The sequence below is a fragment of the Mammaliicoccus vitulinus genome (genome assembly GCF_029024305.1).
GTDB lineage: Bacteria > Bacillota > Bacilli > Staphylococcales > Staphylococcaceae > Mammaliicoccus > Mammaliicoccus vitulinus.
Map to the genome: position 1 here is coordinate 1,654,156 of NZ_CP118974.1, position 18,153 is coordinate 1,672,308.

Below are 18,153 nucleotides of genomic sequence, written 5' to 3' on the forward strand. Positions count from 1 at the left end.
ATCCCCCTCTACATTTGTTCCGTTTTAAATGTCATGCTTTCAATCACATCTGCTAAAGCATTAGCAGTATCTAATGAAGTTAAGCAAGGTATTCCGTTCTCAACCGATTCTCTTCTAATTTGGAAACCATCTCTTTCATATAATTTCCCTTTCGTCATCGTATTCACAACGATTTGAACTTCACCTTTTTGAATGACGGATAGTAAATCATGTTCTCCACCAATTTTACCTACAGTGTATACTGGAACGCCTTGTTCCTTAAAGTATTTAGCTGTGCCTGATGTACCAAAAATGCGATAACCAATTTCATGGAATCTTTTTGCAACCATTAAAGCTTCTGCTTTATCTTTATCACTTACTGTAAATAATGCTGTGCCTGTATCTTGTACTTTTAACCCACTAGCTGTTAAACCTTTGTATAACGCTTTTTCTAAAGTGCTATCTTTACCCATTACTTCACCAGTTGATTTCATTTCAGGTCCTAAAGTGATATCCACATTTTTAAGTTTACTAAAGCTGAATACCGGTGCTTTAACATACACGCCTTCTTTATATGGTACTAATCCACTTTCATAACCTTGTTCTTTTAATGAAATGTTAACAATGGATTTTGTAGCAATTTTAGCCATTGGAATATCTGTTATTTTGCTTAAGAAAGGTACTGTTCTACTTGCTCTTGGGTTTACTTCTAGTACAAACACTTCACCTTTAGAAAGTACAAACTGAATATTGATGAGACCAATGATGTTTAAACCTTTAGCTAATTTTGTTGTGTAATCTACTAATAAATCGATTTCCTCATCCGTTAAAGTTTGAGGTGGATAAACAGCTATTGAGTCACCAGAATGTACGCCGGCTCTTTCAATATGTTCCATAATACCTGGTATAACAACCGTTTCTCCATCTGATATTGCGTCTACTTCGATTTCTTTACCCGTTAAGTAACGGTCAATTAACACTGGATGTTCTGGACTAGCTTTAACAGCTTGTTCCATATAATTTCTCAATTCTGGTTCTGCATAAACAATTTCCATCGCTCTTCCACCAAGTACATATGAAGGTCTAACTACAACTGGATACCCTATAGCATTGGCATTATCAATTGCTTCTTGAACTGAAGTCGCTGTTTTCCCTAGTGGTTGAGGTACATCTATTTTTTGTAATAATGCTTCGAATTCTTTTCTATCTTCTGCTCTGTTTAAATCTTCAAGCGTTGTTCCAAGAATTTTAACACCTTTTTTAGAAATTTTGTCTGCCAAATTGATAGCTGTTTGTCCACCAAATTGTACAACTACGCCTTTAGGTTGTTCATGGTTAATGATACTCATAACATCTTCTTCAGTAAGTGGTTCAAAGTATAATTTATCTGATATAGAAAAATCCGTAGATACTGTTTCAGGATTATTATTAATAATAATCGCTTCGTATCCAGCTTCTTGTATAGCCCAAACTGCATGGACTGTAGCATAATCAAATTCCACACCTTGTCCAATACGTATCGGTCCTGATCCAAGCACGATAATTTTTTCTTTCTCTGTAACTACAGATTCATTTTCTTGTTCATAAGTACCGTAAAAGTATGGTGTTTCAGATTCAAATTCTGCAGCACAAGTATCTACTGTTTTATAAACAGGGTTGATGCCATTTTCTTGTCTTAAGTCGTAAATTTCACGCTCTGATTGTTCCCATCTATGTGCAATTACTTTATCACTAAATCCATATTGTTTAGCCCATTGTAATGCTTCTAGGTTACCTTTATTGCCTTTTAAGCCGTGTTCAATATCGATAATATGTTTAAATTTATTTAAGAAGAAATAATCAATTTGAGTTAATTCATGAATTCTTTCTAAAGATGTTCCGCGTCTAATCGCTTCCCCTATAAAGAACAACCTTTCATCATCTTGTGCTTTAATTCTTTCTTCAATAAAATCAAGTTCAAATTCGTCACCATTTGGTAATCCTAAATGATGCACGCCATACTCTAATGAACGAATAGCTTTTAGTAGTGATTCTTCGTATGTTCTACCTATTGCCATTACTTCACCAGTAGCTTTCATTTGTGTCCCTAAAACACGTTCCCCTTTTTCGAATTTATCGAATGGAAATCTTGGGATTTTAGAAACAACATAGTCTAATGCAGGTTCAAACGCTGCGTAAGAAGTCCCAGTAACTGGGTTTAACATTTCATCTAAAGTCATGCCAATTGCAATTTTAGCTGCTAACTTAGCGATTGGATAACCTGTTGCTTTCGAAGCCAATGCTGACGATCTTGAAACACGTGGATTTACTTCGATAATATAATAGTCTAAAGAATGTGGGTCTAATGCGAGTTGTACGTTACATCCACCTTCAATTTTTAATGCGCGAATAATTTTTAAAGACACATCTCTTAACATTTGATACTCAACATCAGATAACGTCTGGCTTGGTGCAACTACAATTGAGTCACCAGTATGAATACCTACAGGGTCAATGTTTTCCATATTACAAACAACGATTGCGTTATCATTTTTATCTCTCATCACTTCATATTCTATTTCTTTAAATCCTGCGATTGATTTTTCTAATAAACATTGTGTAACAGGGCTGTATTTCAAACCATTTTGAACAATTTCTCGCAGTTCTTTCTCATCATTACAAATTCCGCCGCCTGTTCCACCCATAGTAAATGCTGGTCTAACAATAAGTGGGTAGCCGATTTTATTAGCAAAGTTTAAAGCGCCTTCTAAATCATTTACGATATCACTTTCTGGTACTGGTTCATTAAGCTCATTCATGAGTGTACGGAATAAGTCTCTGTCTTCCGCTTGTTCAATTGAAGTAAGTTGTGTACCTAATAAGCGCACATTATTTTCTTCTAATACGCCATTTTCATGTAATTCAATTGCCATGTTTAAACCAGTTTGTCCACCTAACGTTGGAAGTAATGCATCTGGTTGTTCTTTACGAATAATACGACTTACAAAGTCTAGCGTTAATGGCTCAATGTAAACTGTATCAGCTATTTCTGTATCAGTCATAATTGTTGCTGGATTAGAGTTCACTAAAATAACTTTATAACCTTCTTCTTTTAGTGCTAGGCATGCTTGAGTTCCTGCATAGTCAAATTCTGCAGCTTGTCCGATGATGATTGGACCTGAACCAATTACTAGGATGGATTTAATATCTGTTTGTTTAGGCATTGATTGTACGCTCCTTCGCTTTATGTAATTTAATCATTTCAATAAATTCATCGAATAAATAGTTTGAATCGTGCGGTCCAGGTGATGCTTCTGGATGATATTGCACTGAAAATGCTGGATATTTTTTATGTCTGAGTCCTTCGATAGATTTATCATTTAATGCTATATGTGTTACTTCTAAATCTGTGTTAGCGATTGAATCTTCATCTATTGCATAACCATGGTTTTGACTTGTTAAATCAACTTTACCAGTTTCTAAATTTTGTACTGGATGATTCGCACCTCTATGTCCAAATTTCATTTTATATGAAGTTGCACCTTGAGATAGTGCAAATAGTTGATGGCCTAAACAAATTCCGAAAAATGGTATTTTTCCTACTAATTTCTCGATCGTTTGTATCGTTTCTTGAACACTCTCTGGATTTCCTGGACCGTTAGAAACCATGATACCGTCTGGGGAAATATTCATAATTTCTTCTATAGAAGTTTGATACGGTACCACTGTCACATCGCATCCTCTTCTATTTAATTCTCTTACGATATTTTCTTTTTTACCGTAATCTATGAGTACGATTTTATAACCGTCACCTGTAGAAATATAAGGTCTAACTGAAGATACTTGTGCTACTTCATCAGTTGGCAACGGCTCTGTATTTAAACGTTGAACTAATGTATCAATTTCATCCACGTTGTCTGTGAAACCTGCTTTAAGCACGCCAAACTTTCTAATTTTACGCGTTAAACTTCTTGTATCTACACCTGAAATACCTGGTATATGGTAGAATTTCAATGTTTCATCTAATGATTTCGTCGATCTAAAATTACTTGGATAGTCACATGCTTCTCTCACCACTACACCATTTAAAGTCGGACTTAATGATTCAAAATCATCTCTATTAATGCCGTAATTACCAATAAGAGGATACGTAAACGTAATGATTTGCCCAGTATAAGATGGGTCTGAAATCGTTTCTTGATAGCCTGTCATAGCAGTATTAAATACAATTTCACCTACAGTTAAATCATCTGAACCTAACGTATATCCTGTATAAGTCGTACCATCTTCTAATACTAAGTAACGTTTTTTTTTCATTTTATATTTCCTCCTTATAGACGATTTTACCATTACAAATTGTTAAAATCGGATAACCTGACACGACCTCTCCAATAAATGGGGTATTACTACTTTTAGAAGCAAATTCCTCAGCAAGTATTGGTCTTTCTGTTTCTAAATCAATAATTGTTATATCAGCGTAACTTCCTTCTTCTAAACGACCATACGGTAAGTTGAAAGTATCGCTCGGTTTAGTTGTTAAGAATGCTACAAGTTGTTCTAAAGTGAATTTACCTGTTTTAACGAAGTGTGTATAAAGTAATTGGAAAGCTGTTTCACTGCCCACTATACCAAATGGTGCGTCAATCATTGAAACTTCTTTTTCTTCTTTAGCATGTGGTGCATGATCTGTCGCAATACAATCAATTGTTCCATCCAGTAAACCTTCTATTAATGCATCTCTATCTTCTTTTGCTCTTAACGGCGGATTCATTTTATAAATCGCATCGTCTCCAGGTACATCTTCTTCAGTAAGCAATAAGTGATGAGGTGTAACTTCAGCCGTTACTTTAATACCAGCTTTTTTAGCATCTCTTATAACTCTTACACTTTCCTTAGTAGAAACATGACAAACATGATAATGACAGTTCGCAGCTTCTGCTAATAATACATCTCGTGCTATTTGAACTGCTTCGCAAATTGATGGAATGCCTGGTATATTTAATGCTTCACTGCGTTTACCTTCATGCATCGCGCCACCATATATTAATGAATTATCTTCACAATGTGCAACAATTGCTTTATCAATTTTAGCCGCTTCTTTCATTGCTTCATACATCATAGATGCAGTTTGAACACCTACACCATCATCTGTAAATTGGAACATGCCTCTATCTTTTAAAGCTTTAAAATCAACATGTTCTTTACCCGCTTGTCTTACTGTAATCGATGCATAAGGTAACACTCTTACAACAGCATGTTCATCTATAATGTTATGCAAACGGTCTAAATGTTCAACTGAATCAGGTACTGGTTTCGTATTTGGCATAGGACATACCGTCGTAAACCCACCTCTTGCTGCTGCTTTTGTTCCTGTTTCAATTGTTTCTTTATGCTCTCCACCAGGTTCTCTCAAATGTACATGCACATCTACAAATCCTGCAGAAATAAAATGTCCTTTCGCATCAATTGTTTCTTGATTTGTAACTTCAATATAATCATCTATTCGTTTAACTTTACCGTCTTCGATTTCAATTTCTTTGTTAATGAGTTGACCTTCTGATAAGATTTTTCCATTTTTGATTATAAGTGACATTTTACTTTTTCCTCCTTGTGATTAAGTACATCATATATACATGCCATTCTAATGAACACGCCATTCTCCATTTGCTTAAATATTCTTGATTTTGAACTTTCTACTAATGAACTATCTATCTCAACACCTCTATTAACAGGTGCTGGATGCATGACAATCGCTTGTTCAGGCAGTTTTTCATATCTCTCCATTGTTAAACCGTACGCTTCATGATATTTTTCAGTGTTAAATGTTGTACCTGATTCGTGTCTTTCATTTTGTACTCTCAATAACATACATACATCAATTTCTTCTATTACATCATCAATGTTAACATATGGGACATTTGAGAAGTCTGATTTCCATTGATCTGGTGCAGAGAACACGACTTCTGCACCTAACTTCGTTAAAGCTTCTGCATTACTTCTTGCTACTCTTGAGTTTTTAATATCTCCTGAAATAAGTATTTTTAAGCCTTCAAAGTAACCATATTCTTCATAAATAGTCATAAGATCTAGTAAGCATTGAGTTGGATGCTGTCCACTACCATCTCCTCCATTTAATACTGGAATATTAAGCCCTTCTAAAGAGTCATAATAGGCATTTTCACTATGTCTAATGACGAGTGCATCTACACCAATTGATTCTAATGTTTTGCACGTATCATATAAAGATTCTCCCTTTTGAACTGAAGAAGTACTTGTTTCAAAAGGTATAACTTCTAATCCTAACTTTCTTTCAGCCATTTCAAAACTACATTTCGTCCTAGTGGAATTTTCAAAGAATAAATTCGCGACCGTCATGCCTTTTTCAAATGGTTTAACACCATTTTCTTTAATATTTTGTGCTTTTGTAATGATGTTCATGATGTCATCTTTAGTTAGATCAGTCATAGTTAATAAATTTTTCAAGTGACACGCCTCCTGAGCATTATTTTATTTTCTTAGGCAATATAACATTGAGCAAGATACCCACTGTTGCAGCTAAAGCCATACCTTCAATGTTTAAATGAATGCCGATACCTGTGAAGTCTAAATGTGCTTTACCAATTCCTAATACTAGAATTACTGAAGCGATAATCAAATTTCTATTATCACCGAAATCGATGTTGTTCTCTACTAACATTCTTAAACCACTTGATGCAATAATACCGAATAATAGAATGGATACACCACCCATTACTGGTGTAGGGATTGTAGAAATCATAGCTGTAAACTTACCTACAAATCCTAAAATTAAAGCAAGTGTGGCTGCACCACCAATTACCCAAATACTATAAATTCTTGTTATAGCTAATACGCCAATGTTCTCACCGTATGTCGTACTCGGTGGTCCACCGATAATTGAAGACACCATTGTCGATACACCATCGCCGATTAATGATCTATGTAAGCCTGGATCTTTAAAAAAGTTTTTTCCAACAATTTTATTGATAACAATTTGGTGGCCTATGTGCTCACTCACTGTTACGAAAACAATTGGTAACATGATTAATATAAGTCCCCATTGTATAGATGGTGTGTAATCATGAAATGGCACGTAAATGTCAGGCATTTGTATCCATTTAGCTTTTGAAATTGGACTCAAATCTATAATTCCGAATAATAATGATGATATATATCCAACAATTATCCCAATAAGTACTGGAATAATTGATAAGAAACCTTTAAAGAATACCGAGACAATTATTGTTGTTATTAATGTTATAAGCGCTACTGTAATGTAAACACCACTATATCCTTCCATTGCATTAGAATCTGTATACATTGCCATATTAACCGCAACTGGTGCTAAACCAAGTCCGATTACCATAATAACTGGTCCAACTACAACTGGTGGTAATAAGTTTAACAACCAATTTGTTCCTGTTATTTTAATAATGATGCCAATAATGACATAAAGCACACCACTCATAAATAGTGCGACCAGCATTTCACCTAAGTCATGTGTCTTAAGTCCCACGATTATAGGTGTTATAAAAGCAAAGCTTGATCCGAGATATGCAGGTATTTTACCTTTCGTAATCAAAATATAAAGCAATGTTCCAAGTCCTGAAGCGATAAGTGCTGCTGAAACAGGCAATCCTGTTAAAAATGGTACAAGTACCGTTGCTCCAAACATTGCAAACAAGTGTTGCGAGCTTAAGAAAAACCATTGCGATGCTTTTGGTTTTTCATTTACATCAAGTATTGGCTCGACGGTGCGTTCAAACATTTCTTCGTTGTGTGACATTTTCATTCTCCTATTCAAAAAAAGATCCCTTCACAAGATATGCAAAGGGATCTATGGGTACAGTGACACCTATCGTAATAGATGTATCCTGTCTCATATATACTCCTTTGCCAGTCTCTCGTACTGATTTAAAAGGATTTATTTAATTTAATTTTACAGCTGTTTGATTATCGAATTCTTCTAGTTCTACAACAATTGATTCATTAGAAGATGTTGGTACGTTTTTACCAACATAATCAGCTCTAATTGGAAGCTCTCTATGGCCTCTATCAACTAAGGTAGCTAGACTTATTTTTCGTGGTCTCGCATGATCTAATATAGCATCTAATGAAGCTCTGACAGTTCTACCCGTGTACAAGACATCATCAACAATAATGACGTGCTTATCATTAATATCAACATCGATATTAAATGATTTCACTTTAATTGCATCATGCTGATTTTGAACATCATCGCGATAATGTGTCACATCAATTTCACCTGTTGGCACTTGAACTTGTTCAATCGCTTCGATTTTTTTCTCGATTCTATTCGCAAGAAATACGCCTCTTGTCTTAACACCTAACAAGACGATATCTTTAGTACCTTTATTCTTCTCAAGTATTTCATGTGACATTCTTGTTAATGCTCTATTTATAGCAGCATCATCCATGATTAACCTTTCAGCCATATTCAATCTCCTTCCACAAAAAAATACTCACGTCTTTAGAAGACATGAGTATATACTGGTACCTATAAATAGGTCCACACGTACATATTAAGTCTTCTCAGCCTCTCTGGACTGTCTGTTAAAGACGATTTAATTGTTAAACCTATATTATCGTTTTTTTCTGTTGATGTCAAAGTTTATATTGAATTAATTAAGTATTTTTACACGTTCTATTTATTTTTTATCTTCGTGATTTCTTAATTTTTCTAATATTGTTGCAAAGTATTCAGGTAGTGGTGCTTCTTTTTCAATATATTCACCTGTGACTGGATGCTCAAAACCTAATAAACCAGCATGAAGTGCTTGACCGTCTATATTCATCGTCTTTTTAGGTCCATATTTTGGATCGCCGACCAATGGGAAGCCAATATGTTTCATATGAACCCTAATTTGGTGAGTACGGCCAGTTTCTAACTGACAATTTACTAATGTATATTTATCGAATTTATCAATAACATTAAAATGTGTCACTGCTTCTTTACCATCATCAACAATGGCCATTTCTTGACGTTCTCTAGGATTTCTTCCTATTGGAGCTTCAATCGTTCCAAATTCATGTGGTATATTTCCGTGAACGAGCGCAGTATACTCTCTTGTCACCGTTTTATTAACTAATTGTTCAACAAGGCCTCTATGAGCAATGTCATTTTTAGCAATCATTAATAAACCTGAAGTATCTTTATCGATACGATGAACAATTCCCGGTCTAATTTCACCATTAATTCCAGACAAATCATTAATAACATGCATTAAACCATTTACTAAAGTACCTGTATAATGCCCTGGTGCTGGATGAACGACCATGCCTTTAGGTTTGTATACTACCGCTACATCTTTGTCCTCATAATATACTTCAATACCTAAATCTTCTGCAACGATGTCTACTTCTTCGATGACTTTCTCAGTAGCAACGATTACGTCGTTTAATTTTGTTTTGTAGTTAGCTTTAATAACACTGCCATTTACTTCAACTAAACCTAATCTAATCCAGTCTTGAATTTGGTTCCTAGACCAATCTGGGTTTAATTCAGGTAATAACTTATCTATTCTAACGCCTTTTTCACTATCTTTTTCAATCTTAAATTCAAATGTATTCAAGCTTTTTCCTCCTTACCTTCAAATAAAATCACAATGATTAGTACAATTACGCCTATTGTTAAAGCAGCATCTGCTACATTAAATATCGGAAAATTATAACTAAAGATATATGTATCAATAAAATCAACAACTTCGCCTCTAAATAAACGGTCTATAAAATTACCAATAGATCCTGCAATTAATAAACTTAAACCAAGTTGTATAACAGGTTGACCATATCCTTCATTTTTAAAGAACATAAATAAAATAACAAGTACAACAACAGTAACGATATAAAACAACCACATTTTTCCTTGTAAAATCCCCCAAGCAGCACCTTGGTTTCTATGAGACGTTATATATATAGCATTACTGATTACTTTTATAGAGTCACCAACTTCTAATGATTTAACAATTAAAAGCTTAGTAAATTGATCAATTGCTATTAATAATATAATAAAAGTACTCCATATCGGTATATTGTAACCTTTACGCATCTATATTTCACTCCAATCTTGATTATTTTACCACATAATACGACTGGAATGTTAATTTCATAAACAATGAAAAGCACAAATCAACTCATTTTGATTTGTGCTTTTCTGAATTCTTATACTAATGTTTTAACAACTGATTGACAACGTGGGCATAGATGATCAAGTTCACCAACTGAACCTAATTCATCTGAGTAATTCCAACAACGTTGACATTTTTCTCCGTCAGCATGTTCAACTTTTACTTTAACATATTCGTAAGCTTCACCGTCTGTTAATTCATCAACTACATCAACTTTTGATACGATAAATAGTTGTTGTAAGTCTTGGAACTGACTTAAGAATTCTACAGTATTAAAGTCTTCTGAATTTGAAAGTGTGATATGCGCTTCTAATGATTTACCAATAACTTTTTCGTTACGCGCAACTTCTAAAGCTCTGTTCACATCATCTCTTACTTTCATAAGTTTAGACCATTTTTCAACTAATTCAATATCAACTTCATGTGGATTAGGCATATTCGTTAAATGAACACTTTCTTCTTCTACGTGTGGAATGTGTCCCCAAGTCTCATCAGCAGTATGTGGAATAATAGGTGCTAACACTTTAGTTAACTTCACTAATGTTTCGTTTAACACGGTTTGCATACTACGACGTTTCAATGAATCAACTTCTTCGATATATAAAATATCTTTACCATAATCTAAGTAGAAGTTACTTAATTCTACGTTAATAAAGTTTTGAATATCTTGGTAAATATCTAAGTAATCAAATGCTTCATAATGAGATAACGTTCTACCAATAAATTGATTTAATCTGTTATGCATATATTGATCAATTTCAAGCATGTCTTCATATTTAACGCTATCTGTAGCAGGATTGAAATCACTCACATTACCTAGTAAGAAACGGAACGTATTTCTAATTTTACGATATACGTCAGAAGTTTGTTTTAAGATGTCATTTGAGATACGTACGTCTGCTAAGTAATCTACACTACTTACCCATAATCTAGCAATATCGGCACCCATTTGCTTAACAATTTTATCTGGCACGATAACGTTACCTAAAGATTTACTCATTTTCTTACCTTCTCCATCCATAACGAAACCATGTGATAGTAACATTTTATATGGAGAGATACCTTTAGTTGCTACAGATGTTGTAATTGAAGAGTTGAACCAACCTCTATATTGGTCACTACCTTCTAAATAAATATCTGCTGGGTATGATAATTCAGGACGTGTTTCTAGAACACCTCTATGTGTTGATCCTGAATCAAACCAAACGTCCATAATATCTGTTTCTTTAGTGAATACTCCATTTGGACTACCTTCGTGTGTAAATCCTTCAGGTAATAAATCTTTTGCATCTCTTTCAAACCAAATGTTTGAACCATGCTCTTCAAATAGATTTGCAACATGATTAATTGTTTCGTCTGTCATGATGATATCGCCATTTTCAGCATAGAATACTGGCAATGGTACACCCCATACTCTTTGACGTGAGATAACCCATTCTCCTCTATCTCTAATCATGTTATATAATCTCGTTTTACCCCAATCAATTTTGAACTTCGTATCATCAATTGCATCTAAAATGTCTTGTCTTACTTTGCTGATAGATGCAAACCATTGTTCTGTTGCTCTAAAGATGACTGGTTTTTTAGTACGCCAGTCATGAGGGTATGCATGTTTAAAGAATGAAAGTTTTAATAGTGCGCCAACTTCATCTAATTTTTCAGTAATAGTTTTGTTTGCTTTATCGTAAAATTGTCCTTCGAATTCACCAGCTTCTTCAGTGAATACACCTTTGTCATCAATAGGACTAATAACGTCTAAACCATACTTTTGTCCTACAACATAGTCATCTTCACCATGTCCAGGTGCTGTGTGAACACATCCTGTACCAGCATCAGTTGTAACATGGTCACCTAGAATTAATAATGATGTTCTATCGATAAATGGATGTTGCGCTGTTACATATTCTAATTCAGAACCACTAAATTCTTTCTCTCTGACGATTGTTTCTTTATTCCATTCTAACGCTTCACAAACTGTATCTAATAAAGCTTCTGCAACAACATATTTTTTACCTTCAACGTTTACTTGAACATAATTTAATGTTGGATTTACAGCAATTGCAACGTTAGATGGAATTGTCCAAGGTGTAGTTGTCCAAATAACAAACGCTGCATCTTCATCAACGATTCCTTTACCATCGACTACATTAAATGCTACATATATTGAAGGAGATTTTTTATCTTGATATTCAATTTCTGCTTCTGCTAATGAAGATTCACTTGAAGGAGACCAATATACTGGTTTTTTCCCTTTATAGATTAATCCTTTGGCAGCCATTTCACCAAACACTCTAATTTGAGCTGCTTCGAATTCAGGTTTCAAAGTAATGTATGGGTTATCCCAATCACCATTAACACCTAAACGTCTGAAGTCTGCTTTTTGTAATTCAATTTGCTCTAATGCAAACTCTTTACATTTTTCACGGAACTCCGCTATAGACATTTCTTTTCTTTTAACACCTTTGTTCGTTAAAGCTTGCTCAATTGGTAAACCGTGTGTATCCCAACCAGGAACGTATGGTGCATAATAACCAGACATTGATTTTTGTCTAACGATGATGTCTTTCAAAATTTTATTTAAGGCATGTCCCATATGTAAATTACCATTTGCATATGGTGGTCCATCATGAAGAATAAATGGTGTATTCCCTTTATTTTTCTCTAAAATTTTATTAAATAGGTCTTTCTCTTTCCACTCTTCTTGAATTTGTGGTTCTTTGTTTGGCAAACCACCTCTCATTGGAAAACTTGTTTTAGGCATTAGTAACGTATCTTTGTAATCCATAAGTCTTAATCTCCTTCATCATTTAAATTAAAATAAAAAACTCTAAGTTGAAATAATAGGGACGACTTTAATCGCGGTACCACCCTCATTAACTCAACTTAGAGTTCACTCATCAACAATATATCATTTTGTAAACAGGTGATACCTAAAGCTTTGAATTCATTAGGCTCTCACTATCCCTAATTCGCTTAGCAATTCATTATTCTTTAGACGTGTCCTCTTCACTTTTAACTGATTGATTATTTATCTGTTCTTGATTATTTTCTTCTTCTTTATTCAAAATGTCAATATTTTCTTCAGTAACTTTTTGTTGATCGACATCATAATTCAGTAAATAATCCCAATCTTCATTTTTCAATAAATCTAATTGCGCTTCTACTAACATGCGGAAACGAGAGCGGAATACTTTAGATTGACGTTTCATATCTTCAGTTTGGAAACTGATATGACGCGCTTTTTGAAGTGCATCGTTAATGATTTGATCAGAACGACCTTCTGCTTCTTTAACAATAGCATCTGCTCTCAAAATAGCCGTATGCTTTGTTTCTTCGCCTGCTTTTTGTGCTTGTAATAACGCTTCAGATATTGTATTTTCAACCGCTTTAAAACGGTTGATATTTTCATCTTTATCATTTATTAAAGTTTGTAATTGTTCTTTATCAGCTTTTAACTTTTCAATTTCATTACTTAAAGTCTGTAAGTATTCACGTACTTCTGTTTCATCTAATCCTTTATGGACTCTACTGAATTCTTTTTGTTTGATTTCTTCAGGGGTAAATGCCATAAGTTTTCCTCCTCAGCACTATTTAAACAAAGTTCGATAAGTTATTCTTATCTTGCCTTTTTTAGACTCTCCATTGTTTGCTATGATCAAAGCTCGACCGTATCCTTTAATAGATAATAAGTCATTCTCTTCGACTGTAAAGTCTACTGATTCAATTTCTCTATGATTCACTTTAACACGTTTACCTTCGATAAGCTTTTTACTTATCGTTCTACTTGTATTTGTAATATGTTTAATGATTACATCAAGTCTCATCGTGCTAACTGTTATATCATGAGTAATCCAATTCTCACTTGATTGTATCATATTTCCGAATGGAATAGAACTCAATTTGATTCCAGCGCCTTTAATCTTTGTTAATTCCATCATAATATATGATTCAAATCTTTTTGTCAAAACAAACTGTATGCGATCATTGACAATAATATCGCCAAGTTGGTTTCTATCTATCCCAAGAGACATAATCGTTCCTAAAACATTTCTGTGCGTCAGTTTAACAAACTTAGAAGGATATGTAAGTTCAATCAGAACAATTTCATAATCTTCTTCTGTTGGAACAAAATAATCTGGCGCAATGATTGCACGTTTTCTTTCTAATTTATCATCCCCGCCAAAATAATGTACGTTCAGCTCGTCAAATCCTCCAACGATCGTTTGCAAAATATATTGTTCTCTAGGGTCTAAAAAATCTGTTAATACATGTTGGTAATTTCTTTCGGCAATTTCACATTTATTTAAAAATAAATCAATTTCTTCTTTTTCTTCTTTTCTAAAGTGTTGATATATATCCATTTTTACACCTCTAATTATATAAAAAATAGGATGTGACATTTCGTCTCACCCTACTGTCATTCATTGTTCATTTATAAAATAGGTACTACAGGCACAATCATATTAAATATATTGATTAAACCGACATAGAATAAACTCAAAGTAATAAATGCCACTATTGAAGATATGTCTAACATACCTAAAGGTGGAATGATTTTTCTGAATGGTTCTAAAAACGGTTCATATATTTTTCCTAAAAATTGTCCTAATGCGCCTTCTCTAACGCCTGGCAACCAAGATGTAAGGAAATAAACGATCATACCATATTGATAAATTTTAACTATAAATAATACAAATCCTAAAATTGTACTTAATAATCCACTATCCATATCTTATTTCCTCTATTCTTGATAAGGTTCAACTTGCTCTAATTGTTCAGTTATAGATCCTGCTACTTCAACGTTATCAGGTGTACATAAGAAAATATCAGTACCAACTCTTCTAATGTCGCCACCTATAGCATAAACAGTACCACTTAAGAAATCTATAATTCTTTTAGCAGATACTTTATCAATGCGCTGTAAATTTACTAATGTCGTTCTTCTGTTTTTTAACTCATCAGCGATATCTTGTGTATCAGAAAACACTCTCGGTTCAAATAAGCACATTTTAGAACTTTGCGCAAAATCCATATTACCACTCATGCTAACCACATTCGTTTGAGATGAATTTGTACGTTTTTCAGTCATGGCCTCTTTCCTTTCAGGTTTTTTAAAATCACGTGAACGCTGTGATTGATATCTTGTTGTATTTGTTTTTTGTGTAGGTATACTTTGAATAGATTGTTGATTCGTTTTTTTGTCTTGAGTTGATGGTTCTTGTTGTGGTGTTTTGCTTTGTTCTCTCTCGGGTTCTTCGTAAACTTCTTCTTCTTCATCAACTACGAAGAAACCTTTAAATACATCTTTAATTGCCATAATTTACACTCCTATTCACCAACTAATTTAGTCCCAATTCTTACGTATGAAGCACCTTCTAAAATTGCTTCGTTAAAATCATTGCTCATACCCATGGATAATTCTGTACATGGCGCATATGCTAAATTTAATAACTGCACTTTATCTTTTATTGTTCTTAGTTGATTAAAATATTGTCTTAATTTTGATTTATCTTCAGTCAAAGGTGCCATAGTCATTAAACCAACTATCTCAATATGTTTAAAAGTTTCAAGTTCTTTAATAAATGGAATCACTTCTTCAGGTGAAATACCATGCTTAGATTCTTCACCAGAAACATTCACTTGAACAAAACATTTTACAACATGATTAGCACGTTTATCAATTTCTTTAGCTAATTTTATTCTATCTAACGCATGTAAATAATCAATTTCATTGATTATTTCTTTAACTTTTCTTGTTTGTAATGAACCAATAAAGTGCATTACAGCATCATCAGGTAGATGTTTTTTCTTCTCTAAGAAACCTTCTATTCTATTCTCACCAAAATTTTTCAATCCAGCTTGATAAGCTTCTATAGCTCGGTCTATTGTAACATATTTTGTCACAACAATCACTTGAGGTGTCGTTTCGAATGCTGATTCTTTACTACTATTACAAATTTGTGAATTTATATCGATCAAATTTTCTTTTACTGATTTCAAAGTTTTACCTACTTTCTGCCAATAAATGCTAACATTCTACCGGTCTTACCTTTTTCTACCCTATATGAAAAGAATAAATCTGTTTCACTTGCAGTACAATGACTCGTTTTAACAATATGCTTCGGACTGATGCCGTAATGAATAGCTAACAACTCGTTAGCAAGTTTTAAATCAATACCGTATTTATCATAACCTCTTTGTTCTGTATATAAATGAGCGTCTATAGGCAAAGTTGTGAATTTATTATAAATATCTTCATTTATTTCATAACTATTAGAAGTAGATGGGCCGATAACGATTCTTAAATCGGATTTATCTCCCTTAAATTTAGCAATCATTTCTTTTAATATTTCAGAATAAGTCCCTCTCCAACCAGCGTGACAAATACCAACATACTCATTTTTAATATCATACAAATAAATAGGCACACAATCAGCAAAACACATTGTTAATAGTAAATCAGATTCATAAGTATATAGTCCATCAATACCATGCAGTTCATTTGTTAATTCATTAATGTTTTTACCTTTATCTGTTGAAAATACTTCTTGCACTTTGTTTTCATGTGTTTGAATTGGAAAGACCCAATTTTCACGACTGAAATCAATTTCATCAGCTAATATGCTTTGGTGTTTTGTAACATTTTCTGGATTGTCATCTATATAACGTGCCATATTGAACGCATTCTTCGGATATAAACTATAACCATCTCGACGTGTTGTTATGCCAAGCGTTATATCAGATCTGTCATCGATGTCATATGCCAAATAATGTTTATGCTGACTAAATATCTCTTTCATTTCATCTCTCCTAACAAAAAAAGTCATCAGGACTTAGCCTGATGACTTTTTAAGTTCATTTATCGTCTAGAGCGTCTAGAACGTCTATCTTCTCTATTTCGAATGAAACTTGGGATATCACTATCATCAGTTGATTCATTTGCTGATTTATTTTCAAATGAAGCTGTTCTACCTAGTGATTCCCCTTCTTCTCTTTTAGAAGTAGGTTCTTCTGTAGTTCCACCAAATGCTCCACCAGTTTGAGGTTTGCGAGCACTAGAAGGTTTGTCATTGAAACCAGTAGCAATTACAGTAACGACTAATTCGTCTTGTAATTCTGGGTTAATAACTGTACCAAATATCATATTCACATCTTCATCTGCTGCGTCTTGTACAATATCTGCTGCTTCTTGAGCTTCAAATAGTGATAATGACTCTCCACCAGTAATGTTCATTAAGACACCTTGAGCACCGACTATAGATGTTTCTAATAACGGTGAAGAAATTGCTTTTTTAGCAGCTTCGATTGCTCTGTTTTCACCTGAAGATACACCGATACCCATTAATGCTGAACCTTGGTTAGACATAATTGTCTTAACATCTGCAAAGTCTAAGTTAACTTCACCAGATACAGCGATTAAATCTGAGATACCTTGTACACCTTGGCGTAATACGTTATCTGCTTCTTTGAACGCTTCCATCATAGGCGTTGATTTATCAACGATATCTAATAAGCGGTCATTTGGTATAACGATTAGCGTATCTACTGCAGCTTTCATAGATTCTACACCAGCAGCAGCTTGAGTTTGACGTTTACGACCTTCAAAGCTAAATGGACGTGTTACAACACCAACTGTTAAAGCGCCCATTTCTTTAGCGATTTTAGCAACTACAGGTGCCGCACCTGTACCAGTTCCGCCACCCATACCAGCAGTAACGAATACCATATCAGCACCTTGGATCGCATCTTCTATTTGTTCACGTGATTCTTCAGCAGCTTTTTTCCCGATTTCTGGGTTAGCTCCTGCGCCAAGTCCACGCGTTAATTTTTCACCAATTTGAATTTTAGATGAAGCTTTTGATAAATTTAAAGCTTGACCATCTGTATTAATAGAAATAAATTCTACATTATTCATACCGTGATCTATCATACGGTTAACAGCGTTATTACCTCCGCCACCAACACCAATTACTTTTAAAGTAGCTAAATGATTAAACCCTTGCTCAAATTCTAACATTTATTATCCTCC

The 18,153-nt window shown here is 33.9% G+C and carries 16 protein-coding genes; all 16 read right to left on the bottom strand.

Going from position 1 to position 18,153, the window contains the following annotated elements; genetic code table 11:
- Positions 1 to 8: 8 nt before the first annotated feature.
- The 16 genes from carB to ftsZ all read right to left on the bottom strand — a co-directional run bounded on the left by carB (position 9) and on the right by ftsZ (position 18,141).
- The gene (gene carB, locus PYW35_RS08310; RefSeq protein ID WP_103322457.1) at positions 9 to 3,182 is read right to left on the bottom strand and encodes a carbamoyl-phosphate synthase large subunit; all 3,174 of its coding nucleotides are present in this window, start codon (positions 3,180 to 3,182) and stop codon (positions 9 to 11) included.
- Positions 3,175 to 4,275, bottom strand: a complete 1,101-nt coding sequence (locus PYW35_RS08315) for a carbamoyl phosphate synthase small subunit (protein ID WP_103322456.1) — start codon at positions 4,273 to 4,275, stop codon at positions 3,175 to 3,177. The genes carB and PYW35_RS08315 overlap by 8 nt, the downstream gene beginning before the upstream one ends.
- Position 4,276: 1 nt before the next feature.
- Positions 4,277 to 5,551 (bottom strand): dihydroorotase, encoded by a 1,275-nt coding sequence (locus PYW35_RS08320; protein ID WP_103322455.1) that lies wholly within the window; start codon positions 5,549 to 5,551, stop codon positions 4,277 to 4,279.
- Positions 5,539 to 6,441, bottom strand: a complete 903-nt coding sequence (locus PYW35_RS08325) for an aspartate carbamoyltransferase catalytic subunit (protein ID WP_016911061.1) — start codon at positions 6,439 to 6,441, stop codon at positions 5,539 to 5,541. The genes PYW35_RS08320 and PYW35_RS08325 overlap by 13 nt, the downstream gene beginning before the upstream one ends.
- A gap of 19 nt (positions 6,442 to 6,460) precedes the next feature.
- On the bottom strand, positions 6,461 to 7,762 hold the full coding sequence (locus tag PYW35_RS08330; protein WP_016911062.1) for a uracil-xanthine permease family protein: 1,302 nt from the start codon (positions 7,760 to 7,762) through the stop codon (positions 6,461 to 6,463).
- Between the two features lie 142 nt (positions 7,763 to 7,904).
- Positions 7,905 to 8,432, bottom strand: a complete 528-nt coding sequence (gene pyrR, locus PYW35_RS08335) for a bifunctional pyr operon transcriptional regulator/uracil phosphoribosyltransferase PyrR (protein ID WP_016911063.1) — start codon at positions 8,430 to 8,432, stop codon at positions 7,905 to 7,907.
- Between the two features lie 213 nt (positions 8,433 to 8,645).
- The gene (locus PYW35_RS08340; RefSeq protein ID WP_016911064.1) at positions 8,646 to 9,569 is read right to left on the bottom strand and encodes an RluA family pseudouridine synthase; all 924 of its coding nucleotides are present in this window, start codon (positions 9,567 to 9,569) and stop codon (positions 8,646 to 8,648) included.
- A complete protein-coding gene (gene lspA / locus PYW35_RS08345) occupies positions 9,566 to 10,045 on the bottom strand; it encodes a signal peptidase II (protein WP_103322454.1) in 480 nt (159 codons plus the stop codon). Before lspA ends, PYW35_RS08340 begins: the two co-directional genes overlap by 4 nt.
- Positions 10,046 to 10,158: 113 nt before the next feature.
- Positions 10,159 to 12,909: an isoleucine--tRNA ligase gene (gene ileS / locus PYW35_RS08350; protein WP_103322453.1), complete on the bottom strand. Its 2,751-nt coding sequence runs from the start codon at positions 12,907 to 12,909 to the stop codon at positions 10,159 to 10,161.
- A gap of 199 nt (positions 12,910 to 13,108) precedes the next feature.
- A complete protein-coding gene (locus PYW35_RS08355; RefSeq protein ID WP_016911067.1) occupies positions 13,109 to 13,693 on the bottom strand; it encodes a DivIVA domain-containing protein in 585 nt (194 codons plus the stop codon).
- A gap of 18 nt (positions 13,694 to 13,711) precedes the next feature.
- Complete coding sequence (locus PYW35_RS08360; RefSeq protein WP_142381053.1) at positions 13,712 to 14,485, bottom strand: YlmH family RNA-binding protein; 774 nt, start codon at positions 14,483 to 14,485, stop codon at positions 13,712 to 13,714.
- A 71-nt stretch (positions 14,486 to 14,556) separates the two neighbouring features.
- Positions 14,557 to 14,853, bottom strand: a complete 297-nt coding sequence (locus PYW35_RS08365; RefSeq protein ID WP_103322451.1) for a YggT family protein — start codon at positions 14,851 to 14,853, stop codon at positions 14,557 to 14,559.
- 12 nt (positions 14,854 to 14,865) lie between these two features.
- Complete coding sequence (locus PYW35_RS08370; protein ID WP_016911070.1) at positions 14,866 to 15,441, bottom strand: cell division protein SepF; 576 nt, start codon at positions 15,439 to 15,441, stop codon at positions 14,866 to 14,868.
- A gap of 11 nt (positions 15,442 to 15,452) precedes the next feature.
- A complete protein-coding gene (locus PYW35_RS08375; protein ID WP_103322450.1) occupies positions 15,453 to 16,124 on the bottom strand; it encodes a YggS family pyridoxal phosphate-dependent enzyme in 672 nt (223 codons plus the stop codon).
- A gap of 8 nt (positions 16,125 to 16,132) precedes the next feature.
- On the bottom strand, positions 16,133 to 16,924 hold the full coding sequence (gene pgeF / locus PYW35_RS08380; RefSeq protein ID WP_103322449.1) for a peptidoglycan editing factor PgeF: 792 nt from the start codon (positions 16,922 to 16,924) through the stop codon (positions 16,133 to 16,135).
- Positions 16,925 to 16,983: 59 nt separating this feature from the next.
- Positions 16,984 to 18,141 (bottom strand): cell division protein FtsZ, encoded by a 1,158-nt coding sequence (gene ftsZ / locus PYW35_RS08385; protein ID WP_103322448.1) that lies wholly within the window; start codon positions 18,139 to 18,141, stop codon positions 16,984 to 16,986.
- Between the last annotated feature and the right edge of the window lie 12 nt (positions 18,142 to 18,153).

Coding starts and splice junctions, on each gene's coding strand:
- carB (WP_103322457.1), bottom strand. CDS start 3,182: ATGCCTAAACAAACAGATATTAAATCCATCCTAGTAATTGGTTCAGGT.
- PYW35_RS08315 (WP_103322456.1), bottom strand. CDS start 4,275: ATGAAAAAAAAACGTTACTTAGTATTAGAAGATGGTACGACTTATACA.
- PYW35_RS08320 (WP_103322455.1), bottom strand. CDS start 5,551: ATGTCACTTATAATCAAAAATGGAAAAATCTTATCAGAAGGTCAACTC.
- PYW35_RS08330 (WP_016911062.1), bottom strand. CDS start 7,762: ATGTCACACAACGAAGAAATGTTTGAACGCACCGTCGAGCCAATACTT.
- pyrR (WP_016911063.1), bottom strand. CDS start 8,432: ATGGCTGAAAGGTTAATCATGGATGATGCTGCTATAAATAGAGCATTA.
- lspA (WP_103322454.1), bottom strand. CDS start 10,045: ATGCGTAAAGGTTACAATATACCGATATGGAGTACTTTTATTATATTA.
- ileS (WP_103322453.1), bottom strand. CDS start 12,909: ATGGATTACAAAGATACGTTACTAATGCCTAAAACAAGTTTTCCAATG.
- PYW35_RS08355 (WP_016911067.1), bottom strand. CDS start 13,693: ATGGCATTTACCCCTGAAGAAATCAAACAAAAAGAATTCAGTAGAGTC.
- PYW35_RS08360 (WP_142381053.1), bottom strand. CDS start 14,485: ATGGATATATATCAACACTTTAGAAAAGAAGAAAAAGAAGAAATTGAT.
- PYW35_RS08365 (WP_103322451.1), bottom strand. CDS start 14,853: ATGGATAGTGGATTATTAAGTACAATTTTAGGATTTGTATTATTTATA.
- PYW35_RS08370 (WP_016911070.1), bottom strand. CDS start 15,441: ATGGCAATTAAAGATGTATTTAAAGGTTTCTTCGTAGTTGATGAAGAA.
- pgeF (WP_103322449.1), bottom strand. CDS start 16,924: ATGAAAGAGATATTTAGTCAGCATAAACATTATTTGGCATATGACATC.
- ftsZ (WP_103322448.1), bottom strand. CDS start 18,141: ATGTTAGAATTTGAGCAAGGGTTTAATCATTTAGCTACTTTAAAAGTA.